The organism is Ralstonia sp. NFACC01 (assembly GCF_900115545.1).
GTDB classification, from domain to species: Bacteria; Pseudomonadota; Gammaproteobacteria; order Burkholderiales; family Burkholderiaceae; genus Ralstonia; species Ralstonia mojiangensis.
Genome location: NZ_FOWV01000001.1, coordinates 260,933 through 287,487, shown reverse-complemented (window position 1 = coordinate 287,487; position 26,555 = coordinate 260,933). Strand labels below are relative to the sequence as shown.

The following is a 26,555-nucleotide window of genomic DNA, read 5'->3' as shown; positions in this document are numbered from 1 at the left end:
CTGGAATTGTATCGAATGGCAGACGTTGCCGCCCTCGCCCACTCCACCCAGGCTCCGGCCCCGCGCGTGGTGCTGGACTCCAACATCTGGGTCGACATCCTGATCTTCGACGATGCGGTGGCGCGACCGATCCGCGCCGCGCTGGAAGCCGGCCGGCTAGACGCCATCATCAGCCCGGCATGTCGCGAAGAACTTCGCCGCGTGCTGGATTACCCGCAATTCGCGCATTACGCCGTCGACGCGCAAGCCGCTCTGGCGTGGGTCGATCGCGTGACACGGTCCGTTGCAGATCCTGAAGAAGCCGCCCGGACGCAAGGCGAGGCGTTCGTCCCGCGTTGCAAGGATCGCGACGACCAGAAATTCCTCGCGCTGGCCGATGCCGCCGACGTTGCCTATCTCGTTTCCAAGGATCGCGCCGTACTCAAGCTCAAGCGCCGCATGGCCAAGTACTGCGACGTGGCGGTGCTGCCGCCCAAGCAGTTCGTCGCAGCGGTCCAGTTGGAAAGCGCTCCCCTCGCTGAAACCCAAAATCAAGCCTGAAGCCGTATTGCCATGACCACCGTTGAATCGCTCGCGCCCATCGCACCGCCGCCGTCGCGGCTGCCGAATGTCGGTACCACCATCTTCACCGTGATGTCGGCGCTGGCCGTGGAAAAGCAGGCCGTCAACCTGGGCCAGGGCTTTCCGGATTTCGATTGCGACCCGCGCATCGTCGATGCGGTGTCCGACGCCATGCGCGCCGGCCTGAACCAATACCCCCCGATGACGGGCGTGCCCGCCCTGCGCCAGGCCATCGCCGCGAAGGTCGCTAATCTGTACGGCCACGCTTACGATGCCGACCGCGAGATCACCGTCACCGCCGGCGCCACGCAGGCGCTGCTGACGACCGTGCTGTGCTGCGTGCATCCGGGCGATGAAGTCATCGTCTTCGAGCCGACGTACGACAGCTACATTCCGTCGATTGAACTGGCGGGCGGCAAGGTCGTGCCAATCACGCTGAATGCGCCGGACTTCCGCATCCCGTTCGACACGCTGGCGGCGGCCATCACACCGCGCACGCGCCTGATCATGCTCAACACACCGCACAACCCGACCGGCACGGTCTGGCATGCGGACGACATGCGCAGGCTCGCCGAGATCCTGGCGCCGACCAACGTGCTGCTGCTCTCCGATGAGGTGTACGAGCACATGGTGTACGACGGCGTGCCGCACGCCTCCGTCGCACGCATTCCCGAGCTGGCGCGGCGCGCCTTCGTGGTGTCGAGCTTCGGCAAGACGTATCACGTGACGGGCTGGAAGGTCGGCTACGTGGCTGCCCCCGCCGCACTGATGGCGGAATTCCGCAAGGTGCACCAGTTCAACGTATTCACCGTCAACACGCCAATGCAGCACGGCCTGGCGAGCTACATGGCGGATCCGCGTCCGTATCTGGAGTTGCCGGCGTTCTACCAGCACAAGCGCGACCTGTTCCGCGCCGGGCTGGAGAAGACGCGCTTCAAGCTGCTGCCCTGCCAGGGCACGTACTTCCAGTGCGTGGATTACAGCGCCATCTCCGATCTGCCCGAGGCCGAGTTCGCCAAGTGGCTGACGAGCGAGATTGGTGTGGCGGCGATCCCCGTATCGGCGTTCTACTCCCAGCCGCACGAATCGGGCGTGGTGCGCTTCTGCTTCGCCAAGAAAGACGAAACGCTCCAGGTTGCCCTGGAGCGCTTGTCGAAGGTGTAAGACCGTAAGGCCGAGGCCGATCAGCGCTTGCTGGCGTAGTGCGCCAGCATCTGCTCCAGATTGGCCTTGCTGTCTGCCCGAACTTTCTGCACGTTCGGGTTTTCCGCCATCTGGGCCAAGTAGGGCTTGACGCCCTCGACCTGCGCCAGCAGGTCTTCACCGTAGATGATCTTGGTGGCCTGGCTGACCAGCGGGAAGTGCACAATGGCCGCGCAGTCCGCAATGGTGAACGTGTCGCCCGCGACGTAAGGCGAGAACTTGAACAGCTTGGCCGCCGCCGGAATGTTCTTCTGCAGTTGTTCGCGCACCTTGACCTTCAGGTTGTCGCTGATCTTGCCGCCGAAGAACGCCTCGGGAAACAGCTGGCGCGCCACCAATTCCAGGTGCAGCTCCAGGAAAGTCACGACCTCTCGCACCTTGGCTGCCTGGAATGGATCGGCCGGAATCAGCGGATGTTCCGGATAGCCCGCTTCCAGATAGTCGACAATGACCTGCGATTCGCACATGCCGCGATCGCCATCTTTCAGATACGGCACCTTGTGCAGCGGCGAGATTTCGCCGTCGGTCTGGTCCGGCCAGCGCAGTGATTCCTCAAAAGGGATTCCCTTTTCCAGCAGGGCGAGCTTGACCTTGTTGTAGTAGTTGCTCGCAGAAAAGCCGTAAAGCGTCAGCATGAACCCGTCTCCTTGGTAATTTGGCCGTCCGTTATGGTCGGTGCGGATGCCAGAAATCGCACGCTCGTGCTATTTTAGCCAGACTTCTTTCGATCGCAGCGGATTTCATATGCAGACTATCGGGATTGTGGGCACCGGCGCCATGGGGCGCGGCATTGCGCAGATCGCGGCCCAGGCAGGTTTGCGCGTCAAGCTGTTCGACGCCAACCCGCAAGCCGTGGAAGCGGCGCGCACTGCACTGGCGGATACGCTCGCCAAGTTGGCTGCCAAGGGCAAGATGACGACGGAGGAAGCCGACGCCGCCGTCGCGCGGCTCGTTCCTGCAGGCGCGCTCACCGATCTGGCGGACTGCGATCTCGTGGTCGAGGCCATCGTCGAGAAGCTGGACGTCAAACGCGACCTCTTCCGTCAGCTCGAAAACATCGTCCGCGCGGATGCGATCCTGGCGTCGAATACATCGTCGCTGTCGATCACCGCAATTGCCGCGACATGCAAGCACCCCGAACGCGTCGCGGGTTTCCACTTCTTCAACCCGGTGCCGCTGATGAAGGTGGTCGAAGTCATCGACGGCCTGCGCAGCGCGCCTGCCACCGGCGACGCACTGGCCGCACTGGCCAAGCGCATGGGCCATACCGCCGTGCGCTGCATCGACATGCCGGGCTTCATCGTCAACCACGCCGGGCGCGGCATGAACACCGAGGGCCTGCGCGTGGCCCAGGAAAGTGTGGCGGCGTATGCGGACATCGACGCCATCATGCGCGAGCAGGCGGGCTTCCGCATGGGGCCGTTCGAGTTGATGGACCTGACAGGGCTGGATGTCTCGCATCCGGTAATGGAATCGGTCTACCGCCAGTTCTACGACGAGCCGCGCTACCGTCCGTCGCAGATCACGGCGGTGCGCTTTGCGGGCGGCATCCTGGGCCGCAAGACGGGCGAAGGTTTCTACCGCTATCCGGAAGGACAGAAGCAGATCCCCGCTGAGGCGCCAGCACCGTCTGCGCGCCCATCTTCGGTGTGGATCAGCCGCGCGCATGACGCCGGCCACGCCGCGGCGCAGCGCCTGTTGCTCGATCTGGGCATCACGCCCGAAGCCGGTTCCAAACCGTCCGCCGATGCACTGATCATCGTCACGCCGCGCGGGCTGGATGCCACGGCGTGCGTGGCCGCCGAGGGGCTCGACGCGCGCCGCACCGTGGCGCTCGACACGCTCTATCCGTTTGCCGCCACCAAGCGCCGCACGCTGATGACCACACCCGCCACCGATGCAGCCTACCGCGATGCCGCACACGGCTTGCTCGCGTCCGACGGCGTACCCGTCACGGTGATCCGGGATTCCGGTGGTTTTGTCGCGCAGCGCATCGTGGCATGCATCGTCAACATCGCGTGCGACATCGCTCAGCAGCGCATTGCCACGCCCACCGACATCGATCTGGCCGTCACGCTGGGGCTCGGTTATCCGCAAGGGCCATTGGCACTCGGCGATACGCTAGGCGCGAACGCCATTCTGGAAGTCCTGCAAAACCTCTACACGCTCTATGGCGACCCGCGCTATCGCCCGAGCCCGTGGCTGCTGCGCCGTGCCCGTCTGGGCATGTCGCTGCTCACGCTTGATGCCTGATCGCCGCTTACCCTGACGAGGCCGCCATGACCGCGCAATTGCTCTCCAAACGCATCGGCTCGACGCTGGTGCTGACGCTGTCCAACCCTGACGCGCGCAACGCGCTGGACCCCGTGATGTACACCGCGTCGATGGAAGCGCTGGACCGCGCCGTCACCGACAACGAGATCCGCGCCGTCATCTTCACGGGTGCCGGCAATGCCTTCTGCGCGGGCGGCAACCTGAACCGCCTGCTGGAAAACCGGAGCAAGCCGCGAAGCGTTCAGGAAGAAGGCATCGACGCGCTCAACCACTGGATCGAGACGATCCGCACGTTTCCCAAGCCGGTGATTGCCGCAGTGGAAGGCCCGGCAGCCGGCGCAGGTTTCTCGCTCTTGCTGGCGTGCGACTTTGCGATTGCCGCGTCGGATGCGAAGTTCGTGATGGCGTACGTGAACGTGGCGCTCACGCCGGACGGCGGCGGCTCCTGGCACATCGCGCGCTTCCTGCCGCGCCCGCTGGCGAGCGAAATCATCATGCTCGGCAAGCCCGTTGGCGCGGAGCGGTTGGCGCACTTCGGCCTCATCAACGAAGTGGTCAAACCCGGCGAGGCGCTGGACCAGGCGTTGGCGCTGGCGGAAAAACTCGCAGCGCAATCACCGCATGCGGTAGGCCGGATCAAGGGTCTGATCACCCACGCTGAAGACGCCTCGCTGCACGATCACCTCAAGGCCGAGCAGCTCAGCTTTGTCGAAGCGCTGCACCACGCCGACGGCAACGAAGGCATCTCCGCCTTCCTGCAAAAGCGCAAGCCCCAATACCGCTAATTTCCGGCTCGCATGGTTCCCTTCCCGACACCCCAGCGTCGCCGCATCTATCTGATGCGTCATGGCGCCGTGACGTACTTCGACGAAACCGGCCGCCCCGTTCCGTCGCCCGAAGCCGTACCGCTGAACGAACTCGGCCGCAGCCAAACCACCGCTGCAGGCAAAATCTTCGCCGCAGAAAACATCGTCTTCGACCGCGTGATCGTCAGCGGCCTACCGCGCACGGTGGAAACCGCGCAGCGTGTGCTGGCCGAGATGCCCGCGATGCAGGAACGCGGCATCGCGCTTGAACACTGGCCCGAGCTGCAGGAAATCCGCGGTGGCAAGCTGGCGGAGATTCCCGAGCATGAACTCGCGCAAGCGTTCATCGGCGCGTTTGAAGGCACGGTCTCGGAAGACCGGCGCTTCCTCAACGGTGAGAGCATCGGCGAATTTCTTGACCGGGTGATTCCGCCAATCGCCCAGTTGCGCGCGCAAACCGACTGGGACACCGTACTGCTGGTGCTGCATGGCGGCACCAACCGCGCGATCCTCTCGCACGCCATCACCGGCGGCGAGCGCGTGTTCTTCGGCAGCCTCGCGCAGACCGCCGGCTGCATCAACGTGCTCGATGTTGGCGAGGCCCCGACCGACTGGGTGCTGCGCATGAGCAATTTTTCGGCGCCTTCGCCAACGCATGTCGGCTCACGACTCACGACGATGGAAGTGCTGCTGCAGCAATACCTTCGCCATCGCCAACCGACCTGAACTTTCCTCGATACACAACAAGATTCGGAGACACACCCATGGCACAAACGGACCAGCAGGATTTCTCGGCGTTCGAGGGCACGCGCCCGGTAGCGGATCAGCAGAAGTTCGACATCGGCGCGCTAGAGGCGTGGATGCGCGAACACGTTGAAGGCTTTGCCGGCCCGCTCACGGTTGAGCAATTCAAGGGCGGCCAGTCGAACCCGACGTTCAAGCTGATCACGCCGTCGCGCACGTACGTGATGCGCGCGAAGCCCGGTCCGAAGGCGAAGCTGCTGCCGTCCGCGCACGCCATCGAACGCGAGTACCGGGTGATGGATGCACTGGCCAAGACCGACGTGCCCGTCGCGAAGATGTATGCACTCTGCGAAGACGAAGCCGTGATCGGTCGCGCCTTCTACATCATGGAATTCGTGCAGGGCCGCGTGTTGTGGGATCAGGCCCTGCCCGGCATGGCGCCGGCCGAGCGCACCGCCATCTATGACGAGATGAACCGCGTCATCTCAGCACTGCACACCGTCGACTACGCCGCCATCGGCCTGGCCGATTACGGCAAACCCGGCAACTATTTCGCGCGTCAGATCGAGCGCTGGAGCAAGCAGTACAAGCTGTCGGAAACCGAATCGATTCCGGCCATGGACAACCTGATCGAATGGTTGCCCAAGCACGTGCCGCAGGAAGCCGAGGAAATCACCAGCATCGTTCACGGCGACTACCGGCTCGACAACCTGATCTTCCATCCGACCGAGCCGCGCGTGCTGGCCATCCTCGACTGGGAGCTGTCAACGCTCGGCCATCCGCTGGCCGATTTCAGCTACCACTGCATGAGCTGGCACATCGAGCCGGGGCAGTTCCGCGGCGTGGCGGGTCTGGACTTCGCGGCACTGGGCATTCCCACCGAAGCCGAGTACATCCGCCAATACGAAGAACGCACCGGCCGCCGCATCACGGGCGACTGGAACTTCTACCTCGCCTACAACATGTTCCGCATTGCCGGCATCCTGCAGGGGATCATGAAGCGCGTGGTGGATGGCACGGCGTCTTCGGCACAGGCGCTGGAGGCAGGCAAACGCGCCCGCCCGATGGCCGAACTGGGCTGGAAGTACGCGCAGCAGGCCGGCGCCTGACGCCGCGGCTTTACTCGTACTCGCGCGCCGCTTCCAGCGGACCGGACATTGGCGCTTCCAGCTCCAGCACCACCCCGCCCGGCAACTGCACGAAGATCTGTGCGGCAGGCCGCGCGGGGTGTTTTCTGACCTGGTGCGGCACGCCACTCTCGCGCACGGCGGCCAGCACATCGGCCGCGTCCTTCCCGGTGCGGAACGCGATGTGCGAGAACACCAGTTCCGGCGTGTCGCCCTCCTGCGTCACGAGGTGTACCAGCGCATCGTCGTTCTGGTACAGCCACGTGCCGGGAAACGGAAACGCCGGGCGCGGCCCCGGTTTCCAGCCGAGCACATCGGCAAAGAATTTCAGGATGGGCGCATCTCCTGCCACGTGAAAGTTCACGTGGTCGAAGGTCCAATCACTGTCAGTCGTCATAGCAAACCACCTCCTTCAATGTCGATGATGGCGCCGGTCATGAAGCCGTTGGTCAAGGCCATCAGATAGCCTTGGGCAAGGTCTTCCGGCGTGCCGACACGGCCGACCGGCAAGCCGCTGCCGATGCGTGCGAGCATGGCCTGCCGATCGGCTGGCGCGCCCCACACTTCCGTATCCACCACGCCCGGGCTGATCACGTTGACGCGGCGCGGTGCGAGTTCCTTCGCCAGGTTCTTGGCGGCGGCTTCCACTGCAGCATTGATCGAGCCACGCAGCAAGCCGGTTGCCGTTGCCTTGCGCGAGAGCAGACCCGAGGTGAGCGTAATCGATGCGCGTTCCGCCAGATACGGCAACGCAGCCTGCACCGCCATCAGTGCGGCAAACAACTTGGTGCCGAAGGCCTGCTCAAGATCGGCACGCTGCAGCGAAGCAAACGGCGGCGGGCTCGTGCGCGAGCCGATGGTGATGACAAAGTGATCGATCTTGCCGCTGGGCGACAACTGGGCTGCCTGCGCCAGCGCGCCCGCCAGCGATGCCGTGTCGTTCGCATCAACGGCAATGCCATGCACACCGCCGGCCGCCTTGGCCGAGCGCCCCAGCACCGTCACGCGCGCCCCTTCGGCTGCCGCCGCGTGTGCCACCGCCTGCCCAATACCGGCCGTACCGCCCAATACCACCACTGACTGGTCCTGCAGAGTGTTCGAAGTCATGCCAATGCTCCTTTGCTTTGAGAAGAGGAAAGAAAAAAAACCGTCAATCGATTGGGGCCATTCTTTCATCAAACAAAAGCAAGATAATCTGGCTATGCTTTGATGATTCTCCAAATCTGCTTTGACAATGATCGCCCTCGACGACCTCCGCCTGCTGGTGCGCATTGCTGACGCCGGCAACCTCTCCGCCGCCGCGCGTCAGCTCGGCTGGCTGCCCGCCACCGCCAGCGCGGCGCTCAAGCGCGTGGAGACCGAACTCGGCGCCCGCCTGTTCGAGCGCACCACACGCAGCATGCGGCCGACTGAAGCCGGTCAGCGCTATCTAGGCTATGCAAGACAGGCGCTGGAGGCGCTGGACGAAGGTGCAGAAAGCCTGGGGCAGGATCGCACCGAGCTGTCTGGCCCCATCCGCATTGCAGCCACATCCGACCTAGGGCGACACATCCTGCGCCCATGGCTCGATGCCTTCTGCGATGAGCACCCCGGTGTGCGCATCACGCTGGTGCTCGGTGACCGGCTGGCCGATCTGATGCGCGAAGACCTCGACTTCGCGCTGCGCTACGGGCATCTGCAGGATTCGGCGCTCGTGCGGCGGCCGTTGGCGTCGCATCCACGCGTGATCGTGGGCGCGCCGTCGTATTTCAAACAGCATGGCCGGCCCGCACACCCGAGCGACCTTGCCGACCACCGCTGCCTGATCCTCCTGCGCAACGGCGAGCCCGTCACGCGCTGGCAACTCACGCACGCCAGCGGCCCCGCCCCGATCGACGTGCGCGGCGATTTCCAATGCGACGACGGCGCCGTGGTGCGCGACTGGGCGATCGCGGGGCGTGGCCTAGCGTTCAAATCATGGTTGGATGTCGCGCAAGACGTGAGCGCCGGCCGGTTGGAGGTGGCATTGCCGGCATGGAGCCATGCACCCACGCCGCTGCAGCTTGTCGCCCTTGCGCGCCGCCATCGACCAGCGCGGCTGACGGCCTGCGCGGACTTTCTTGCCGCACGCTTTGCGGAGTTCAGCGCGCGTTACCCGTTCCCGTCGGCAACGGCGGCACCGACATCGCCCAAGCCGGTCAAGACCGCCAAAGCCAAGTCGGCCGTCACGGTGAATACGTAGGCATTCTTATTGGATGTTGCGGCGGCGCTGATTGCGTCCGCTTCTGCGTTCGTCAACGCCCATCGGCGAATGCGGCCACCGCGTCATCCAGCGCCACCTCCGCCATCGCGGCGAACACGTGATCGCGCAACCAACGGCTGGCGGCGTCCTGGTCGCTGTTGGTGTGCCAGTACAGGTACAGCTCCAGCGGCTGCACGTTGAACGGCAGCGGCAGCATCACGTTGCCATACGGCTCATTGGCGATGCGCGCGTAGCGGATCGGCAATGTGGCGAGCAGATCCGTGCAGCTCACCACGCGGCAGGCGGCCGGGTAATGCTGGCAACGCAGCCGCACGCGCCGCTCATGGCCGAGCCGGCGCAGTTCCACATCTTCCAGCCCTGCCCCGCGACGCCGGGACGACACATGCACGTGTTCGCACGCCAGATAGCGCTCCAGCGTCAACGGCACATTTGCGATGGGGTGGCCCGGGCGCGCCAGCACCACCATCGGGTCGGTCAGCAGCGGCGCATGCCGAATGGCCGGAGATGCCGGCAGCAGAATGTCCGCAGCCGCATCAATGGTGCCCGCCAGCAATTCGGTTTCGAGCTGGCGGCGGTCTCCGCGCACGGTCGTCACGTCAATGCGCGGCGCCTCCTTGGCGATGGCCGCCATGAGCGGCGGCAGCAACGTCGCTTCCAGCGCATCGCGCATCGACAGCGTGAAGCGGCGCTCGCTCGTGGCGGGGTCGAAACGCGTGCCTTCGCGCAAAGTGCGCTCGAAGCCCTGCAGTGCGCTGCGTACTTCGGCGATGAGCGTGCGCGCCAGCGGCGTCGGCACCATGCCCTGCCCACGGCGCTCGAACAGCGGGTCGTCAAACAGCTCGCGCAATCGCCCCAGCGCGTGGCTTACGGCGGGCTGCGTCAGGTTGAGCGTGCGTGCGGCCGCCGTGATGCCGCCCTCCGTGTAGATCGCATCGAAGACGACAAACAGGTTCAGGTCGACCCGGGAAATATGCATGGTATTGATGGACCGTAATCTACTAAATTCATTTCTCTTATTGTAGGCGAAGGCTTATTCTGCGGACACCACTTGGGAGTTGCGCCACGCGCCATGACCACATCCCCCGATCTCGCCGTTCCCCCGGGCTTTGTTCTGCTGAACAAGCCGAGCCCTTTCCTGACGATGCTGGGGCCGGTGTATGCCAAGGGGATGGGCGCGTCGATGGTGATGGGTTTTCACATACAGCATCACCACCTGAACCGGCGCGGCATTCTGCATGGCGGCGTGGTGGCATCGCTGGCCGATGCAGCGCTCGGTTATTGCCTGGCCGAACCCGGCGAAGGCACCGGCGGCGCGCTGGCCATGTCGACCGCCAGCCTGACGGTGGATTTCATCGCCTCTGCCGGAGAAGGCGACTGGATCGAGATCACCCCGGAAGGATTGCGCACGGGCAGCAAGCTGGCCTTTGCGCAGGCGCTCTTCCATCGCGGCGACCGGTTGATTGCGCGCGCGAGTGCCGTATTTGCCGTGCTCGGCGGACGTATTTGACGGATGGCCGAGCCCGTCTGAACTGAGTTGCTGGTTGCCCGTTCGAGGCGCTTGTTCGATGTACTGAGGAGACACCATGAATTTCGATTACACGCCCAAGGTCAAGGAAATGCAGGCACGCCTGCTCGAGTTCTTTGATCAGCACATCTATCCGAACGAGCACCGCTTCCACGAAGAAGTCGAAGCCAACCGCCGTGCCGGCAACGCGTGGATTCCCACCAAGATCATCGAAGAACTCAAGCCGCTGGCACGCAAGGCCGGGCTCTGGAACCTGTTCCTGCCGCGTTCGCCGCGCGCCCCCGAAGGGCTGTCGAACCTCGAATACGCGCCGCTGTGCGAGATCATGGGCCGCGTGCCCTGGGCACCGGAAGTGTTCAACTGCTCCGCGCCCGACACCGGCAACATGGAAACGCTGGAGCGCTACGCCTCGGAAGAACTGAAAGACCGCTGGCTGGAGCCGCTGCTGCGCGGTGAGATCCGCTCGGCCTTCCTGATGACCGAGCCGGCCGTGGCCTCGTCGGACGCCACCAACATCGAATGCCGCATCGAGCGCCAGGGCGACGAATACGTCATCAACGGCCGCAAGTGGTGGTCGTCGGGCGCTGGCGACCCGCGCTGCGCCGTCTACATCGTCATGGGCAAGACCAACCCCGATGCCGGCCGCCACGAGCAGCAATCGATGATCGTGGTGCCGGCCAATGCGCCGGGCATCACCGTCATGCGTCCGCTGTCGGTGTTCGGTTACGACGATGCGCCGCACGGCCACATGGAAGTCGACCTGAAAGACGTACGCGTGCCGGTTGGCAACATCCTGCTGGGCGAAGGCCGCGGTTTCGAGATCGCACAAGGCCGCCTGGGCCCGGGCCGCATCCACCACTGCATGCGTAGCATCGGCGTGGCCGAACGCGCGCTGGAGCTGATGTGCAAGCGCCTGTCGTCGCGCATCGCATTCGGCAAGGCCATCGCACAGCACAGCGTCTGGCACGAACGCATTGCCGAAGCGCGCTGCATGATCGAGCAGGCCCGTCTGCTGACGCTCAAGGCCGCGTACATGATGGACACCGTCGGCAACAAGGTCGCCAAGGCCGAGATCGCGATGATCAAGGTCGTGGCTCCGAACATCGCCTGCCAGATCGTCGACTGGGCGATCCAGGCACACGGCGGCGGCGGCGTGTCGGGTGATTTCCCGCTGGCTTCGGCCTACGCACACCAGCGCACGCTGCGCCTGGCCGACGGCCCGGACGAAGTGCACCGCGCAGCCATCGCCAAGCTCGAACTGGCCAAGCATCTGCACCTGAAAGACGTTGCCGACATGCCGGTCACACGCGGCTCCTGACCTGCGGCACGGCTGTACCGTTCACTCCTTAACCCCGCCTTGAGCGGGGATTTTTTTCGCCTCGGCGCGGCGTCTGCGCACTTTTCGGTTCTGTGCTGGAATGGAACACTTTGCAGGCTGCTGGTGGCCTGCACCTCTCTTCCCGGCCAGAAGCCAAGGAGCCACCTCGATGATCGACGTCTATAGCTGGGCCACACCCAACGGCCACAAAGTGCACATCATGCTGGAAGAATGCGGGCTGCCTTACCGCGTTCACGGCATCAACATCGGCGCCGGCGACCAGTTCAAGCCCGACTTCCTCAAGATCAGCCCCAACAACAAGATCCCGGCGATCGTCGATCAGGACGGCCCGGACGACAAACCGATCTCGCTGTTCGAATCGGGCGCGATCCTGCTGTACCTCGCGGGCAAGACGGGCAAGTTCATGCCCGACGACGTGCGCGGCAAATACGAAGTGCTGCAATGGGTGATGTTCCAGATGGGCGGTGTCGGCCCGATGCTCGGCCAGGCGCACCACTTCCGCATCTATGCGCCCGAGAAGATCGAGTACGCGATCAACCGCTACACGAACGAAGCCAAGCGCCTGTACGGCGTGATCGACAAACGCCTGAGCGAATCGAAATTCCTCGGTGGCGCGGAATACTCCATCGCCGATATGGCGACGTGGCCCTGGCTGCGCAGCTGGAAGAACCAGGGGATCGAGCTGTCGGATTTCCCGAAGCTGCAGCGCTGGTTCGAAGCCATTGAAGAACGCCCCGCCGTGCAGCGCGCGGTGAAGGTGCTGGCCAACGAACGGCCGGCTGTGCAGGACGACAAGGCGAAGGAAATCCTCTTCGGCGCGACGCAGTACGAGCGGCGCTGATTCCGCTTCTTCGCATCGGAAAACAGGCCGTGTGATGCGGCCTTTTTCTTTTGGAAGTCGTCAATGCGGCGCGCTGGCGAGCGGCCTACACTGGCTTCACCTCACTCACGCGTTCGTGCACAAACGCTATGGCAGCCTCACTCAAAATGGGCCTCGCGGCTGCGGTGTCCATCGTGGTTTATCTCGGCCTTGCCGCGCTCGGTTGGGGTGGCGTGGGCGCGTTCCTCGCCCACCCTGCACGCGTCGCGCTGGTGGTCATCACGGTGTTGCTGGCCATCGCCGCCCTCCTTGCAGGCGGCAACCTCAGCCCCGGAGAACGCGAAGATCGATCCAACCGCTGGGTGCTGCCGGTGTTTGGCGTGATCGGCTTCGCCAGTGCATGGCTGCCGGCGTACACGGACCGGCTCAACCTCTGGTGCATCGATGGCGATGCCGTACGTTGGCTGGGCGTAGTGCTCTACGCCGCAGGTGGCGCGTTGCGTGTGTGGCCGGTGTACGTGCTGGGCAATCGATTCAGCGGATTGGTCGCGATCCAGCCCGGCCATACGCTCGTGACCGGCGGCATCTACCAATACGTGCGCAACCCGAGCTACCTGGGGTTGCTGATCGGCACGCTGGGCTGGGGGCTAGCCTTCCGGGCAGTAGCCGGTGTGGTGCTGACGCTCCTGCTGATCCCACCCCTGGTGGCGCGCATGCGTGCCGAAGAAGCCCTGCTGCAATCGCAGTTCGGCGCGGAGTACGACGCGTACCGCGCCCGGACGTGGCGCCTCATTCCCGGACTCTACTGACGCCGTCCACCACCAGGCTCGACATCGTTGCCGCGCGATTGCGTGCGCGCCCGGTTGGCCCGGTGGCGCAGGCGCTCTGACGCTACCTCACGGAAGACGCCTGATCGCATTACCGGGGCAATGCGAAGCACTGCACGTCCGGCGCGGTGTAGACCGTCGGATACGGCGACCGCGGCCCCGTCTGCAACCGCAGCGGCTGCGTCGCCAGCACTTCGGCCTCGTTACGCTCGCGCACTGTCAGCGGCTCCGGCGGCGGGCTCGGCAAGCGCACCGGTTGATTGACCGCACACCGCACGGGTTTCCCGTCCGCCAGCCGCACATCCATCGTGTAATACGGCCCGACGATGGTCGGCGCGCAGGCGGCTGCGCCCAAGACCACCGTCATCAGCACCGCAGCATGCAGCGTCTTCATCACTCACCTCCGCAACGCGCGCGTCAGTGTTTTTGACTCAGTGCAGTCTCTGCAAGTGCCCTGCATCAGGCAGCCGCCGTCAGCATCCCCTGCTTCTCAATAAAGCGGATCACTTCATCCAACCCGCCCTGCGCCCGCAGATTGCACATCACGAACGGCCGATCGCCGCGCATCTTGCGGGTGTCGCTTTCCATCACTTCCAGCGACGCCCCCACATACGGCGCCAGGTCCGTCTTGTTGATGATGAGCAGGTCCGACTTGGTGATGCCCGGGCCGCCCTTGCGCGGGATCTTCTCCCCACCCGCCACATCGATCACGTAGATCGTCAGGTCCGACAGCTCGGGGCTGAAGGTCGCCGCGAGGTTATCGCCGCCCGACTCGATGAAGACCACATCCGCATCTGGAAACTTGGACAGCATGCGATCCACCGCTTCGAGGTTGATCGACGCATCTTCGCGGATGGCCGTGTGCGGGCAGCCGCCCGTTTCGACGCCCATGATCCGTTCGGCCGGCAACGCGCCGGAGATGGTCAGCAGCCGCTGGTCTTCCTTCGTGTAGATGTCGTTGGTGATGGCCACTAGGTCATAGCGCTCTCGCATGGCCTTGCAGAGCATTTCGAGCAGCGTGGTCTTGCCGGAGCCCACCGGGCCGCCCACGCCAACGCGCAGGGCAGGAAGTTTCTTGGTTCGCATGTTGATCAGGTTCAGGATCGAAAGAGTCGTGAGTATTGTGTTTCATGCCGCGCAGACAACACGCCCAGCCCTGGCGAAAACGTAGACAGTTCAGGCGGATGACAGGCCGCATGCCGCGTAGCCTTTTCCACCGCACGCGCTACCGCTGTGTGCAGGCCAAAGAGAATCCGTTGCCCCGCAGCCTGCCCGAGCGGCACGGCCTTCACTGCCGCCGCCATCTGGTTTTCCACCCAGGCAAAGCAATACGCCGTCACGCCGTCGCGCGGGTCGACATTCAGTGCGGCAGCGGCGGCGGCAAAGGCCGTCGGAAACGTCACTGAAGCGCGCGCGGCCAAGGCACCGCGCAGTGCGTCATCGCCCCATTCCATCTGCTGGATGAGCCGATTGAGCGACCAGCCCATCTGCGACGTTTCGAGCCGCAGCTCGCGTGTCTCGCGGGTGGCGAGAAACCACGCATCGCGCTCGGCCACGGCATCGAAGCGGCCTGCCTGCCAATCAGCGAACTGCAACAGCCACAGCGGTGCCTCGCAGGCGGCCAGCACGTCGAGGCCCTCGGCAATCCACGCCGCAGCCGACGCTTCATCCGCCACGTGCCGGACGTCCACCGCCGCTTCCAGCCCCTGCGAATAGCTGAACGCGCCCACCGGCAGCGCGGGGGACGCGAGATGCAGCAAGGCGGTGAGCTGCGCCGCGTTAGTCATGGTGAGGGTGGTGATGGCCGCAACCGGGCCCGTGGACATGGCCGTCGTCGTGACCGTCGTCGTGACCATGCGCGTGGTCGTGGCTATGCGCGTGGGCATGGTCATGATCATGCGAGTGCCCGTGATCGTGCCCGTGATGCTCGTGGTACAGCGCCTGCGCGGCCGCGTAGTCCTCTTCGAACGTCGCATCGTGGCCGTGACGATGGCCGCCGCCATAGGCGCCTGCCTCGGGCTCGAACGGCGCCTCCACATGCGCGACGGTCACACCCAGGCGGACCAGCATGTCTTCGAGCACCGGATCGGCTTCGAGCTGCAGTGCATCTGCGCTGACCTGCACGGGCGTGTGGCGATTGCCGAGGTGATAGGCAGCGCGCATCAAGGCGAGGCGGTTGTCGCCCGTCACGCGCAGGACTTGCTCAGGTGCGGCCTGCACTTCGACCAGCGTGCCGTCTTCAGCAACCAGCACGTCACCGCCACGCATGACAGTGCCGCGCGGCAGTACGACGGCCACGTCACGGCCATCGTCGAGGGTGACGCGCAGGCGGCTGCGGCTGCGCTCCAGGAATGGCAGCACCAGCTTGGGCGCACGCTTGACCAGCACGGAGGCCAGGCCATGTGGCGCGGGGAGGTGTTTGTTGATGGAAAGCATCTTTAGGACCTAATTCGTCATCCAACTATGAAGCTCGGGGTTCTGGACTCCACGCGCTGAGTTCTGAACTGCAAGCACCGGGTTCGGAGCTTCAAGCGTGGAGTTCTGAACTGCAAACGTCGGGTTCTGAACTCCAAACGGCGAGTTCTGATCCCCAAGCGTGGGGTTTTGATCTCGGCGCGGCAGCGCATCGCTTATTTCACCCCCTGCCGGGGGCGACTCACTTTCTTTGTCTTGCCAAAGAAAGTAAGCAAAGAAAGGCGCGCCCGAGATGGCGACCCATCCCTTGAATTTTCGTAACCGGGCGGAGACGGGAAAAACTCGCTTCGCTCAGACAGTTTCCCGTCTTTTTTCCGCCCGCTTACGAAAATTCAAGGCGCCATCTAGGGCAGGGGTAAAGCACACAATCTTCTGCCAGTGCGCTACTCCGTTGTAAGGTCCGAACCCTCGCACGCACTCGCACTCAACGAGCCCCGGCACCCACCTAAGCTCGCCGCCGGTGTGGCCTTTGACTTACCTGCCCTAGATGGCGCCTTGAATTTCTGTAACCGGGCGGATCAAGGAAGGAGGCCTGTCTGAGCGCAGCGAGTTTGCCTCCTTCCCCGCCCGGTTACATAAATTCAAGGGGAAGTCGCCATCTCGGGCGCGCCTTTCTTTTGCCTACTTTTCTTTGGCAAGACAAAGAAAAGTAGGTCGTGCCCGGCAGGGTACGAAACAGGGATGGACCAACAACAAAAGAATAGAGCCCAACCCCACCCCACCAGCTAGAACAAAAAATACCTCTGCGCCATCGGCAACACCTCCGCCGGCTCACAAGTCAACACCGTCCCATCCGCCACCACCTGATACGTCTCCGGATCAACAGTAATGTCAGGCTGCCAGTCGTTATGGATCATGTCCGCCTTGGTCACGGTACGCGTGCCCTTAACGACTGCGGTGGTCTTGGCCAGCCCATACTGCTCCGCCACTCCAGCAGCGGCCGCGGACTGCGACAGGAAGCTCAGCGACGTCCGCCCCAGCGCCCCACCCGCCGACCCAAACATCGGCCGATAGTGCACCGGCTGCGGTGTTGGGATCGACGCATTCGCATCGCCCATCGCCGCAGAGGCAATCATCCCGCCCTTCAGGATCAGGCTCGGCTTCACGCCAAAGAACGCCGGCTTCCACAGCACGAGGTCTGCCCACTTGCCGACTTCAACCGAGCCCACTTCATGTGCGATGCCGTGCGTGAGCGCGGGGTTGATCGTGTACTTGGCCACGTACCGCTTGACGCGGAAGTTGTCATGCCCGCCGCGCGCATCGTTCGGGTCTCCGGCCAGCTTGCCGCGCTGCACCTTCATCTTGTGAGCGGTCTGCCACGTACGCAGTACGACTTCGCCGACGCGGCCCATGGCCTGCGAATCGCTGGAGATCATCGAGAAGGCGCCCAGGTCGTGCAGGATGTCCTCAGCGGCGATGGTCTCGCGGCGGATGCGGCTCTCGGCAAAGGCGATGTCTTCGGCAATGGACGCGTCGAGGTGATGGCACACCATCAGCATGTCCAGATGCTCGTCCAGCGTGTTGACGGTGAACGGCCGCGTCGGGTTGGTGGACGACGGCAGCACGTTGGATTCACCGCACACGCGGATGATGTCGGGCGCGTGCCCGCCGCCCGCGCCTTCGGTGTGATACGTATGGATCGTGCGGCCCTTGAACGCGGCGACGGTGGCCTCGACAAAGCCCGACTCGTTCAACGTATCGGTGTGGATGGCGACCTGCGTGTCGGTGTCGTCGGCCACGCCCAAACAGCAATCGATGGCGGCTGGCGTGGAGCCCCAGTCTTCGTGCAGCTTCAGGCCGATGGCGCCCGCGTCGATCTGCTCGCGCAGCGCGCCCGGGAGGCTGCCGTTGCCCTTGCCCAGAAAGCCGATGTTCATCGGGTAGGCATCGGCGGCCTGCAGCATGCGCTGCATATACCACGGGCCCGGCGTGCAGGTGGTCGCATAGGTGCCGGTGGCGGGGCCGGTGCCACCGCCGATCATCGTGGTCACGCCGCTGTTCAGCGCTTCGTCGATCTGCTGCGGGCAGATGAAGTGGATGTGCGAGTCGACGCCGCCGGCGGTGACGATCATGCCCTCGCCCGCGATGATCTCGGTGCCGGGGCCGATGACGATCGTCACGCCGGGCTGGATGTCCGGATTGCCCGCCTTGCCGATCGCCGAGATGCGGCCGTGCTTCAGGCCGATGTCGGCCTTGACGATGCCCCAGTGGTCGATGATCAGCGCGTTGGTGATGACGGTGTCGGCGCAGTCTTTCGATTCGCGCTGGCTCTGGCCCATGCCATCGCGGATGACCTTGCCGCCGCCGAATTTCACTTCCTCGCCGTAGATGGTGAAGTCGCGTTCGACTTCGACGATGAGGTCGGTGTCGGCCAGGCGAAGGCGGTCACCGGTCGTGGGGCCGAACATTTCCGCATACGCGCGGCGATTGATCTTCAATGTCATGTCCGTGTCTCGCTCAAAGCTTGCCCATCACGCGTCCAGCAAAGCCGTAGACCACGCGGTCGCCGGCCAGCGCCACGAGTTCGACCGTGCGCTCCTGCCCCGGCTCGAAGCGCACGGCGGTTCCGGCGGCGATGTTCAGCCGAAAGCCGCGCGCAGCTTCGCGGTCAAAGCGCAGCGCATCATTGACTTCATAGAAGTGGTAATGCGAGCCGATCTGCACCGGGCGGTCGCCCGTGTTGGCCACCGTGACTGTCACCGTGGGGCGGCCTGCGTTGAGTTCCAGATCGCCGTCTTGCGGCAGGAGTTCACCGGGGATCATGTCGCTCCCCTTCAGACAGCCGCCGCCAGCAGGCCGGCACCGTACAGCGCCACGCCCACACCCGACAGACGCGCCAGCCATGCCAGACGCGGCTTCAGTGCAAAGCCCGCGCCGATACCGGCGGTATGCAGCAGCGCCGTCGCCACGGCAAAGCCGCCAACGAAGTACGGGAACATGGCTTGCGCGCCTGCGGGGAATTCCGTGCCGTGCGCACAGCCGTGGAACAGCGCGAACGCGCCGCACAGCAGTGCACCTTCCCAGGTCGGCAGCTGGGCGCGTGCGGCAATCAGCAGGCCGAACACCAGCAGCGATGCGGCGATCATCGGCTCGGCCATCGGCACCGCCACGCCGCCCGCGCCGAGCAGCGCACCCAGGATCATCAACGCGACAAAGGCGATCGGCGCCCACAATGCGTCGCGCACCGAGCGCGAGGCGAGCGCGCTCCATACACCCACGGCCACCATGGCCAGGAGGTGATCTGCGCCGGTGAGCGGATGCAGGAACCCCGCAAGCAGGCTGCCCTCGGCGGTATGGCCCGGATGCCCCGGGTGAGCGAAGGCAACGGAGGCGCCAAACGTGAGCGCAATGGCCGCAGCGGGCCGGACGAAGCGAGACAGGGTAGGCGTCATGGCAGGACTCGTAGTGGTGAGTGGCGTGCGGACTTCAAACAATCGGATGATGGACGGTGACGAGCTTCGTGCCGTCGGGAAACGTGGCTTCGACCTGGATGTCGGGAATCATCTCGGCCACGCCGTCCATCACGTCATTGCGGGTGAGGAGCGTGGTGCCGTAGTGCATCAGCTCGGCGACGGTCTTGCCGTCGCGTGCGCCTTCCATGATGGCGGCGCTGATGAAGGCGACGGCTTCCGGGTAGTTGAGCTTGAGGCCGCGGCCCTTGCGGCGCTCGGCCAGCAAGGCGGCGGTGAAGATCAGCAGCTTGTCTTTTTCGCGCGGGGTCAGTTCCACGAGGGGCTCTCTTCGGTGAGGGTCAATTCAGTTCAGTTCGGATCGGACGATGCGAGGTCACGTCGCCATCACGTGGCCATCATGTGGCCGTCATGTAGACCAGAGGCGCAGCGGACGGCCCGCCACGCCATGCATCGGTTCGCGCAGCGCCAGCCACGTCTGGGCCAACAAGGCGCGTGCATCTTCGGGCCGGCGTGCAAGGACGCGCAGCAACAAAACGTTTGGCAGGCCGGGCGCATCTTGCGTGAGGCAGGTGACGCCCGCGCGCAGGTCGTCGTTGTACGGCAGGTGCTCGGCCATCGATTCGGCCAGGACATCGGTCGCGCCCTCGCCCACGGCCCAGAGCGTGCCGACAACGTGGAAGCCGGCCATGCCCGTCGTCGCATTCAGCACAGGCGATTGCGCATCGAACGCCGCCGACTCAATCCACAGCGGCTGACCGTTGCAACGCAAGGCGGTGCGCATGACGATGCGGCCTTCGGCCCACGATTCACCGGCGGCGTGGCGGCCGAGCATGGTGGTGTCCCAGCCGATGGCCGTCGCGCCCGGTGCCAGGTCCAGCGCCAGGTCGATGATCGGGCGGGCCTGGTTGAAGACGATGTTCTCTTGCGGCAGCCAGTCGAGCCGCGCCCCCGGCTCCGCCCGGATGGCAACGCGCTGCGTGGCCGTGCGGCCGAGCGACTTGTACCACTTGGTGGCGCCGGGCGTGGTCAGCACAGCATGCGCATCGGCACCGAGTTCGATGTCGATATCGAGTACATCACCGCCGGCAATGCCTGCAGGCGGATGCAGCATGACGGCATGGCACACGCCCTCGCCTTCCGGATACAGCGCCTTCTGCACCCGCAGCGGCCCCCGATGCCGGCACATGGCCAGCACGGTGCGCTCACCGCGCCGTGCAAACGCCAGGTGCAGCGAGGCTTCCCAGGACGCGAACGAATCGGTCTGCGGCGGGACAGGAAAATCGGGATGGCGCATCAGGAAGGCAGCACGGCGGCTAGGAATTTTCTCATCATAGCCAGATGCCGCAGATTTGGCATTCGACTTTTTCCGTCGAATGCCGGGGCATCAGCCGGGGCATCAAACGGCGACCAGATCACGCACGCCATCGGCTTCCATATTGGCGCCGTCGCCCTGCGCGATGACCTCGCCGCGGCTCATGACTACGTAGCGGTCGGCAATGCTGCGCGCAAAGTCGTAGTACTGCTCGACCAGCAGGACCGACATGCCGAACTCATCGACGAGGCGGCGCAGCGTGCGGCCGATCTCCTGGATGATCGACGGCTGGATGCCTTCGGTCGGCTCGTCCAGGATCAGCAGGCGCGGCTCGCTCATCAGCGCACGACCGATGGCAAGTTGCTGCTGCTGGCCGCCGGACAGGTCGCCGCCGCGCCGGCCCTTCATCTCCTTGAGCACGGGAAACAGCTCGTAGATGGAATCGGGCACCTTGGACGGCGCACGCTTGGCGGCGGCACCAATCAGCAGGTTTTCTTCCACCGTCAGCCGCGGGAAGATCTCGCGCCCCTGCGGCACATAGGCGAGCCCCTGCGAGACACGCTCGTACGCGGGCAGCTTCTGGATGGTGCGCCCTTCCCAATCGATCGCACCGCTGGCAGTGGGCACCACCCCCATCAAGCATTTGAGCAGCGTCGTCTTGCCCACGCCGTTACGGCCAAGCAGCGTGGTCAGCTTGCCCGTGGGGACGTCAAAGCTGACGTTGCGCAGGATGTGGCTGCCGCCGTAGTACTGGTTCAGTTGTTGGACCTGCAACATATCAACGCCCCAGATAGGATTCGATCACCCGCTCATCGCGCTTGACGGCATCGAGCGTGCCTTCGGCCAGGACGCTGCCTTCAGCCAGCACGGTCACGCGCCCTTCCGCCCCCGCCAGCGCGGCGACGAACTCCATGTCGTGCTCCACAACCATGATCGAGCACGTGCCACGCAGGCCGTTGAGCAATGTTGCGAGCTGCATCGTCTCTTCATCCGTCATGCCGGCGACCGGTTCGTCGAGCAGCAGCAATTGCGGCTGCTGCATCAGCAGCATGCCGATCTCCAGCCGCTGCTTCTGGCCGTGCGAGAGCAGCCCGGCGGGCCGATAGGCCTCTGCTTCCAGGTGGATGCGGCCGAGCGTTTCTTCGATGCGCTGGCGGCCGTCGTTCAGCAGGCGCGCGCGCAGCGAGACCCACCAGCGCTTGTCGGCCTTCATGGCCAGTTCCAGGTTTTCCCACACGGTGTGCTGCTCGAACACGGTCGGTTTCTGGAACTTGCGGCCGATGCCGATCTGCGCGATGCGCGGCTCGGTCAGGCGCAGCAGGTCGATGGTCTGGCCCAGGAAGACGCGGCCGGTGACGTCTGCATTGCGCGGCCCGGTCTTGCCGGTAATCACGTCCATCATCGTGGTCTTGCCCGCGCCGTTGGGGCCGATGATGCAGCGCAGCTCACCGTGGTCGATCGACAGCGTGAGCGCGTTCAGTGCACGAAAGCCGCCGAAGCGCACAGTCACGTCTTCGAGATACAGGATGGCGCCGTGCGAGACGTCGATCGTGTCCGGCTCGACCAGGTGGCCCATGCCGGTGGCAGTGCCGGTCTCCGCGCGGTCGGGGAGTTCGGTGAACGTGCTCATGCGTGGTCTCCGGTGACGGTCGCGGCTTCATGCGCCTCGGCTGGCGTGGGCGCGCGCTTTTTCATGCGCAGCTTGCCCAGCAGCCCCAGCACGCCGTTCGGCAGATACAGCGTCACCAGCACGAAGATCGCACCGAGCACAAACAGCCAGTACTCCGGCACCCATGCGGTGAGCAACGTCTTGGCGCCGTTGACGAGGAACGCGCCGATGATCGGGCCGATCAACGTGCCGCGCCCGCCCACGGCCACCCACACGGCCATCTCGATGGAGTTGCCCGGCGACATCTCGCCTGGGTTGATGATGCCGACCTGCGGCACGTAGAGCGCGCCCGCGATGCCGCAGAGCACGGCCGAAAACGTCCACACGAACAGCTTGTAGCCGAGCGGGTTGTAGCCGGAGAACATCACGCGCGCTTCGGCATCGCGAATGGCGGTGACCACGCGGCCGAACTTGGACGTGACGATGGCGCGGCAGGCGATGAACGCCAGCACGAGCGCCACGAACGTCGCCACGAACAGCACGGTGCGCGTTGGCAATGCGGAGATCGGGAAGCCGAGGATGCGTTTGAAATCCGTAAAGCCGTTGTTGCCGCCAAAGCCCGTCTCGTTACGGAAGAACAGCAGCATGGCCGCATACGTCATCGCCTGCGTGATGATCGACAGGTAGACGCCCTTGACGCGCGAGCGGAAGGCAAAGAAGCCGAACAGCCACGCCAGCACGCCGGGCACCAGAACCACCAGCAGCATCGCCCAGGCGAAATGCTCGGTGCCGTGCCAGAACCATGGCAGCTCCTTCCAGTCGAGAAAGACCATGAAGTCCGGCAGATCGCTCTTGTACACGCCTTCGCGGCCGATGGAGCGCATCAGGTACATGCCCATCCCGTAGCCACCCAATGCGAAGAACAGGCCGTGACCGAGGCTCAGGATGCCGCAATAGCCCCACACCAGATCGAGCGCCAGCGCCGCCAGCGCGTAGCACATGATCTTGCCGATGAGCGTGAGCGCATACGCCGACAGATGCAGCGGGCTGCCCTCCGGCACGAGCAGCGCGCACACCGGCGCACCAATGCACACGATGAGCGACACGAGCACCAGCGCAGACCACCCGCGCCGCGACAGCAGCGGCATGCGCGCCGGAATATCGAGAGAGAACTTGGTCGTCGTCATATCAGGCCTCGGCGCTGCGGCCCTTGAGGGCGAACAGGCCCTGCGGACGCTTCTGGATGAACAGCACGATCAGCACCAGCACGATGATCTTTGCCAGCACCGCGCCGTAGAACGGCTCGATGAACTTGTTGATGAGGCCCAGCCCGAACGCGCCGATGATCGTGCCCGCCAGTTGCCCCACCCCGCCCAGCACCACGGCCATGAACGAATCGATGATGTAGCTCTGGCCGAGGTCCGGCCCGACGTTGCCGATCTGTGAGAGTGCGCAGCCGCCCAGGCCGGCAATGCCGGCGCCGAATGCAAACGCGTAGCTGTCGACCTTCCACGTGCGCACGCCAACGCAGGCCGCCATCGTGCGGTTCTGCGTGGTGGCCCGCACGAACAGGCCCAGGCGCGTGCGGTTGAGCACCGCCCACGCAATCGCCACCACGGCCAGCGCAAACAGCAGGATGACGAGCCGGTTGTAAGGCAGTACGAGGCCCGGATACAGCGCAATGCCGCCGCTCATCCAGCTCGGGTTCGCCACCTCCACGTTCTGCGCACCGAAGATCGAACGCACGGCCTGCATCAGCAGCAGGCTGATCCCGAACGTGGCGAGCAGCGTTTCGAGCGGACGGCCATACAGGTGACGCAGCACCAGCCGCTCCAGCGCAAAGCCGACGATGGCCGCCGCAAGGAACGCAGCAGGCAGCGCCGCGGGCAGATACCAGTCGAACGCGTTCGGAAAGTAGTTGCGGAAAATCGTCTGCACCACGTAGGTGGCGTACGCGCCGATCATCAGGAACTCGCCGTGCGCCATGTTGATGACGCCGATGAGCCCGTAGGTGATAGCCAGCCCAAGCGCCGCCAGCAGCAGCACCGAGCCGAGGCTCAGCCCCGCAAACAGGTTACCGACCAGCTCGGCCTTGCGTTGCTGCGCGGCGAGGCCGTCGAGCGCCTGTTGGGCCGCGGCGCGCAGTTCATCGTCGGCACCACTGTCCTTGGCAAGCAACGGGGCGATGCGCTGCCGCGTCTGCGGATTGGTGTCGCCTGCGAGCAGCTTGAGCGCTTCGAGCTTCTCGGCATGCGTGCCGTCGTCGAGCGCGAGATTGGCCCAGAGCACATGCAGCTTGCTGCGCAACTCCGGATCGGTTTCATGCTTGCGCGCCGCGTCGACAATGGGGCGCGACGCCGTCTCGGGATGCGCAAGCAGCGTATCGACGGCCTGCGCGCGCACGGCCCGATCGGGCGATTGCAGCACGAAGCCGCTCGCCGCACTGTCCACTTGCGCACGCAGGGCATTGTTCAGTGTGAGGGACTGCAGATCGTCGGCCTTGACGGTGACGGGCTGGCCAGTGACGGCGTCCAGGTACTTCTCGCCGTCCTGACGCACCATGCCGGCGGCAGGCGCAAAGAACAGCGCGTCATTCTGCAAGGCTTGCAGGATCGGCCGGGCTTGTTCGGCGGGCGCTGCGGTCAGCGCATTCAGCGCCTTGACCTTGGCATCGAAGTCGTCTTCGGCCAGCGGCTTGAGATCGGCCTGGGTCAGGGGTTGTCCGGCGGCCCACGCAGAGCCTTGGGGCGTCGCAGCCAGACAAAAAGCGCACAGCAGTGCGGCAAGAGAATGAAACAACCAGCGGGACAAGCGCATCATGGCAATCCGATGCGTGGCGGCCGATGTTGGGCCGTCCGCCACGTCGTGCAGCGTCGTTCAAAGGACCGGCCGCGCTGTATGCGCCGCCGGTCCGCCTGATTACTTCACTTCGTCAGGCTTGCCCTCGTTGCCGGGGATGTAGGGGCTCCACGGCTTGGCGCGGATCACCGTCGGCGTCTTCCACACGACGTTGAACTGGCCGTCGCCGCGCACCTCACCAATCATCACGGGCTTGCTCAAGTGATGGTTGTTGTTCATCACCAGCGTGAAGCCCGACGGTGCCTTGAACTGCTGGCCGTACATCGCCTTGCGGACCTTGTCCACGTCGGTGGAGCCCGCCTTCTCGACGGCCTGCTTCCACATCATGATGCCGACGTAGGTGGCCTCCATCGGGTCGTTGGTGACGCGCTTGTCGCCGCCCGGCAGGTTGTTGGCCTTGACCCATGCAGCCCACTTCTTCTTGAAGTCGTCGTTGACCGGGTTCTTGACCGACATGAAGTAGTTCCATGCGGCCAGATGGCCCACCAACGGCTTGGTGTCGATGCCGCGCAGTTCTTCTTCACCCACCGAGAAGGCCACCACCGGCACGTCCTTGGCCTTCAGGCCGGCGTTGCCGAGTTCCTTGTAGAACGGCACGTTCGAGTCGCCGTTGATGGTCGACACCACGGCCGTCTTGCCGCCCTGCGAGAACTTCTTGATGTTGGCAACGATGGTCTGATAGTCGGAATGACCAAACGGGGTGTAGACCTCTTCGATGTCGCTGTCCTTCACGCCCTTGCTGTGCAGGAACGCGCGCAGGATCTTGTTGGTCGTGCGCGGATAGACGTAATCGGTACCGAGCAGGAAGAAGCGCTTGGCACCGCCGCCTTCCTTGCTCATCAGGTATTCCACCGCCGGAATGGCCTGCTGGTTGGGCGCAGCACCGGTGTAGAAGACGTTCTTCGACATCTCTTCGCCTTCGTACTGCACCGGGTAGAACAGCAGGCCGTTCAGTTCTTCATAGACCGGCAGCACCGACTTGCGCGACACCGACGTCCAGCAGCCGAACGTCACAGCCACCTTGTCCTGCGTCAGCAGCCCGCGCGCCTTCTCGGCAAACAGCGGCCAGTTCGATGCCGGGTCCACCACCACCGGTTCCAGCTTGCGGCCCAGCACGCCGCCGCTCTTGTTGATCTCGTCGATCGTCATCAGCGCCACGTCTTTCAGCGACGTTTCGGAGATGGCCATGGTGCCCGACAGCGAATGCAGGATACCGACCTTGATCGGGTCCTTTGCCTGAGCAAACGCGAGGCTCGACACGGACAACAGCGTTGCGGCGGCGACGGCAGACAGCTTCAACAGCTCACGACGTTTCATTGCGGCTCCTTGGGTTTATTGGTGGCGAGAACGACTCCCCGGGGCCCAAAAGTGCAACTACCGTGCCATCGCATTTGGCTCATTCGAAGGGAAATCCGCGCC

29 protein-coding genes are annotated in these 26,555 nt (G+C 64.6%); 11 read left to right on the top strand and 18 right to left on the bottom strand.

What is annotated here, in order from left to right; genetic code table 11:
* Positions 1-15: 15 nt before the first annotated feature.
* Positions 16-540 (top strand): putative toxin-antitoxin system toxin component, PIN family, encoded by a 525-nt coding sequence (locus BM136_RS01350; protein WP_092969628.1) that lies wholly within the window; start codon positions 16-18, stop codon positions 538-540.
* A gap of 12 nt (positions 541-552) precedes the next feature.
* Positions 553-1,725, top strand: a complete 1,173-nt coding sequence (locus tag BM136_RS01345) for a pyridoxal phosphate-dependent aminotransferase (protein ID WP_092969627.1) — start codon at positions 553-555, stop codon at positions 1,723-1,725.
* A gap of 20 nt (positions 1,726-1,745) precedes the next feature.
* On the opposite strand, the gene BM136_RS01340 is transcribed toward BM136_RS01345, so the two are convergent.
* Positions 1,746-2,399, bottom strand: a complete 654-nt coding sequence (locus BM136_RS01340; RefSeq protein ID WP_092969625.1) for a glutathione S-transferase — start codon at positions 2,397-2,399, stop codon at positions 1,746-1,748.
* Between the two features lie 46 nt (positions 2,400-2,445).
* Between BM136_RS01340 and BM136_RS01335 the strand changes: the two genes are divergently transcribed.
* Genes BM136_RS01335 through BM136_RS01320 form a run of 4 tightly spaced genes read left to right on the top strand, consistent with a single transcriptional unit; the run spans position 2,446 to position 6,697 of the window.
* Positions 2,446-4,017 (top strand): 3-hydroxyacyl-CoA dehydrogenase, encoded by a 1,572-nt coding sequence (locus BM136_RS01335; protein ID WP_175537052.1) that lies wholly within the window; start codon positions 2,446-2,448, stop codon positions 4,015-4,017.
* Between the two features lie 26 nt (positions 4,018-4,043).
* Positions 4,044-4,823, top strand: coding sequence for an oxepin-CoA hydrolase, alternative type (locus tag BM136_RS01330; protein ID WP_092969621.1), 780 nt, complete (start codon positions 4,044-4,046; stop codon positions 4,821-4,823).
* 12 nt (positions 4,824-4,835) lie between these two features.
* Positions 4,836-5,570, top strand: a complete 735-nt coding sequence (locus BM136_RS01325; protein ID WP_092969619.1) for a histidine phosphatase family protein — start codon at positions 4,836-4,838, stop codon at positions 5,568-5,570.
* 38 nt (positions 5,571-5,608) lie between these two features.
* Positions 5,609-6,697 (top strand): phosphotransferase, encoded by a 1,089-nt coding sequence (locus BM136_RS01320; RefSeq protein WP_092969617.1) that lies wholly within the window; start codon positions 5,609-5,611, stop codon positions 6,695-6,697.
* A gap of 10 nt (positions 6,698-6,707) precedes the next feature.
* Here BM136_RS01320 and BM136_RS01315 read toward each other — a convergent pair whose 3' ends face one another.
* Positions 6,708-7,112 (bottom strand): VOC family protein, encoded by a 405-nt coding sequence (locus BM136_RS01315; RefSeq protein WP_092969615.1) that lies wholly within the window; start codon positions 7,110-7,112, stop codon positions 6,708-6,710.
* Positions 7,109-7,822, bottom strand: coding sequence for an SDR family oxidoreductase (locus BM136_RS01310; RefSeq protein WP_092969613.1), 714 nt, complete (start codon positions 7,820-7,822; stop codon positions 7,109-7,111). The genes BM136_RS01315 and BM136_RS01310 overlap by 4 nt, the downstream gene beginning before the upstream one ends.
* A 127-nt stretch (positions 7,823-7,949) precedes the next feature.
* On the opposite strand from BM136_RS01310, the gene BM136_RS01305 reads away from it, so the two are divergent.
* A complete protein-coding gene (locus BM136_RS01305; protein WP_092969610.1) occupies positions 7,950-8,936 on the top strand; it encodes a LysR family transcriptional regulator in 987 nt (328 codons plus the stop codon).
* Between the two features lie 52 nt (positions 8,937-8,988).
* On the opposite strand, the gene BM136_RS01300 is transcribed toward BM136_RS01305, so the two are convergent.
* Complete coding sequence (locus BM136_RS01300; RefSeq protein ID WP_092969608.1) at positions 8,989-9,933, bottom strand: LysR family transcriptional regulator; 945 nt, start codon at positions 9,931-9,933, stop codon at positions 8,989-8,991.
* Positions 9,934-10,026: 93 nt separating this feature from the next.
* On the opposite strand from BM136_RS01300, the gene BM136_RS01295 reads away from it, so the two are divergent.
* From BM136_RS01295 to BM136_RS01280, 4 genes are all read left to right on the top strand, one after another.
* Positions 10,027-10,464, top strand: a complete 438-nt coding sequence (locus tag BM136_RS01295) for a PaaI family thioesterase (protein WP_092969606.1) — start codon at positions 10,027-10,029, stop codon at positions 10,462-10,464.
* A gap of 76 nt (positions 10,465-10,540) precedes the next feature.
* Positions 10,541-11,800, top strand: coding sequence for an acyl-CoA dehydrogenase family protein (locus BM136_RS01290; RefSeq protein WP_092969604.1), 1,260 nt, complete (start codon positions 10,541-10,543; stop codon positions 11,798-11,800).
* A 169-nt stretch (positions 11,801-11,969) separates the two neighbouring features.
* Complete coding sequence (locus tag BM136_RS01285) at positions 11,970-12,662, top strand: glutathione S-transferase N-terminal domain-containing protein (RefSeq protein WP_092969602.1); 693 nt, start codon at positions 11,970-11,972, stop codon at positions 12,660-12,662.
* 128 nt (positions 12,663-12,790) lie between these two features.
* Positions 12,791-13,450, top strand: a complete 660-nt coding sequence (locus BM136_RS01280) for a methyltransferase family protein (protein WP_092969600.1) — start codon at positions 12,791-12,793, stop codon at positions 13,448-13,450.
* A 109-nt stretch (positions 13,451-13,559) separates the two neighbouring features.
* Here the strand turns inward: BM136_RS01280 and BM136_RS01275 are convergent, their stop codons facing one another.
* The 14 genes from BM136_RS01275 to urtA form a co-directional block, all read right to left on the bottom strand.
* Complete coding sequence (locus BM136_RS01275) at positions 13,560-13,862, bottom strand: hypothetical protein (protein ID WP_045206211.1); 303 nt, start codon at positions 13,860-13,862, stop codon at positions 13,560-13,562.
* A 65-nt stretch (positions 13,863-13,927) separates the two neighbouring features.
* Positions 13,928-14,554, bottom strand: a complete 627-nt coding sequence (ureG, locus tag BM136_RS01270) for an urease accessory protein UreG (protein ID WP_009241038.1) — start codon at positions 14,552-14,554, stop codon at positions 13,928-13,930.
* An 11-nt stretch (positions 14,555-14,565) separates the two neighbouring features.
* Positions 14,566-15,255 carry an urease accessory protein UreF gene (locus BM136_RS01265; RefSeq protein ID WP_092970687.1) on the bottom strand — a complete coding sequence of 230 codons (690 nt, stop codon included), beginning with the start codon at positions 15,253-15,255 and terminating at the stop codon, positions 14,566-14,568.
* Positions 15,248-15,904: an urease accessory protein UreE gene (gene ureE, locus BM136_RS01260; protein WP_092969598.1), complete on the bottom strand. Its 657-nt coding sequence runs from the start codon at positions 15,902-15,904 to the stop codon at positions 15,248-15,250. The genes BM136_RS01265 and ureE overlap by 8 nt, the downstream gene beginning before the upstream one ends.
* 764 nt (positions 15,905-16,668) lie before the next feature.
* Positions 16,669-18,387 carry an urease subunit alpha gene (ureC, locus tag BM136_RS01245; protein WP_092969596.1) on the bottom strand — a complete coding sequence of 573 codons (1,719 nt, stop codon included), beginning with the start codon at positions 18,385-18,387 and terminating at the stop codon, positions 16,669-16,671.
* 13 nt (positions 18,388-18,400) lie between these two features.
* Entirely contained in the window at positions 18,401-18,706 is a 306-nt protein-coding gene (locus BM136_RS01240) for an urease subunit beta (RefSeq protein WP_004630755.1), read from the bottom strand.
* An 11-nt stretch (positions 18,707-18,717) separates the two neighbouring features.
* The gene (locus BM136_RS01235; protein WP_092969594.1) at positions 18,718-19,335 is read right to left on the bottom strand and encodes a HupE/UreJ family protein; all 618 of its coding nucleotides are present in this window, start codon (positions 19,333-19,335) and stop codon (positions 18,718-18,720) included.
* Positions 19,336-19,369: 34 nt separating this feature from the next.
* On the bottom strand, positions 19,370-19,672 hold the full coding sequence (ureA, locus tag BM136_RS01230) for an urease subunit gamma (RefSeq protein ID WP_045206205.1): 303 nt from the start codon (positions 19,670-19,672) through the stop codon (positions 19,370-19,372).
* A 90-nt stretch (positions 19,673-19,762) separates the two neighbouring features.
* Entirely contained in the window at positions 19,763-20,650 is an 888-nt protein-coding gene (locus BM136_RS01225) for an urease accessory protein UreD (RefSeq protein ID WP_092969592.1), read from the bottom strand.
* A 102-nt stretch (positions 20,651-20,752) separates the two neighbouring features.
* Complete coding sequence (gene urtE, locus BM136_RS01220; protein WP_004630761.1) at positions 20,753-21,445, bottom strand: urea ABC transporter ATP-binding subunit UrtE; 693 nt, start codon at positions 21,443-21,445, stop codon at positions 20,753-20,755.
* Position 21,446: 1 nt separating this feature from the next.
* Positions 21,447-22,298, bottom strand: a complete 852-nt coding sequence (gene urtD, locus BM136_RS01215; RefSeq protein WP_009241045.1) for an urea ABC transporter ATP-binding protein UrtD — start codon at positions 22,296-22,298, stop codon at positions 21,447-21,449.
* Complete coding sequence (gene urtC, locus BM136_RS01210) at positions 22,295-23,464, bottom strand: urea ABC transporter permease subunit UrtC (RefSeq protein ID WP_062738381.1); 1,170 nt, start codon at positions 23,462-23,464, stop codon at positions 22,295-22,297. The genes urtD and urtC overlap by 4 nt, the downstream gene beginning before the upstream one ends.
* Before the next feature lies 1 nt (position 23,465).
* Entirely contained in the window at positions 23,466-25,097 is a 1,632-nt protein-coding gene (urtB, locus tag BM136_RS01205; protein WP_175537051.1) for an urea ABC transporter permease subunit UrtB, read from the bottom strand.
* 99 nt (positions 25,098-25,196) lie between these two features.
* Positions 25,197-26,453: an urea ABC transporter substrate-binding protein gene (gene urtA / locus BM136_RS01200; RefSeq protein WP_092969590.1), complete on the bottom strand. Its 1,257-nt coding sequence runs from the start codon at positions 26,451-26,453 to the stop codon at positions 25,197-25,199.
* Positions 26,454-26,555: the final 102 nt, after the last annotated feature.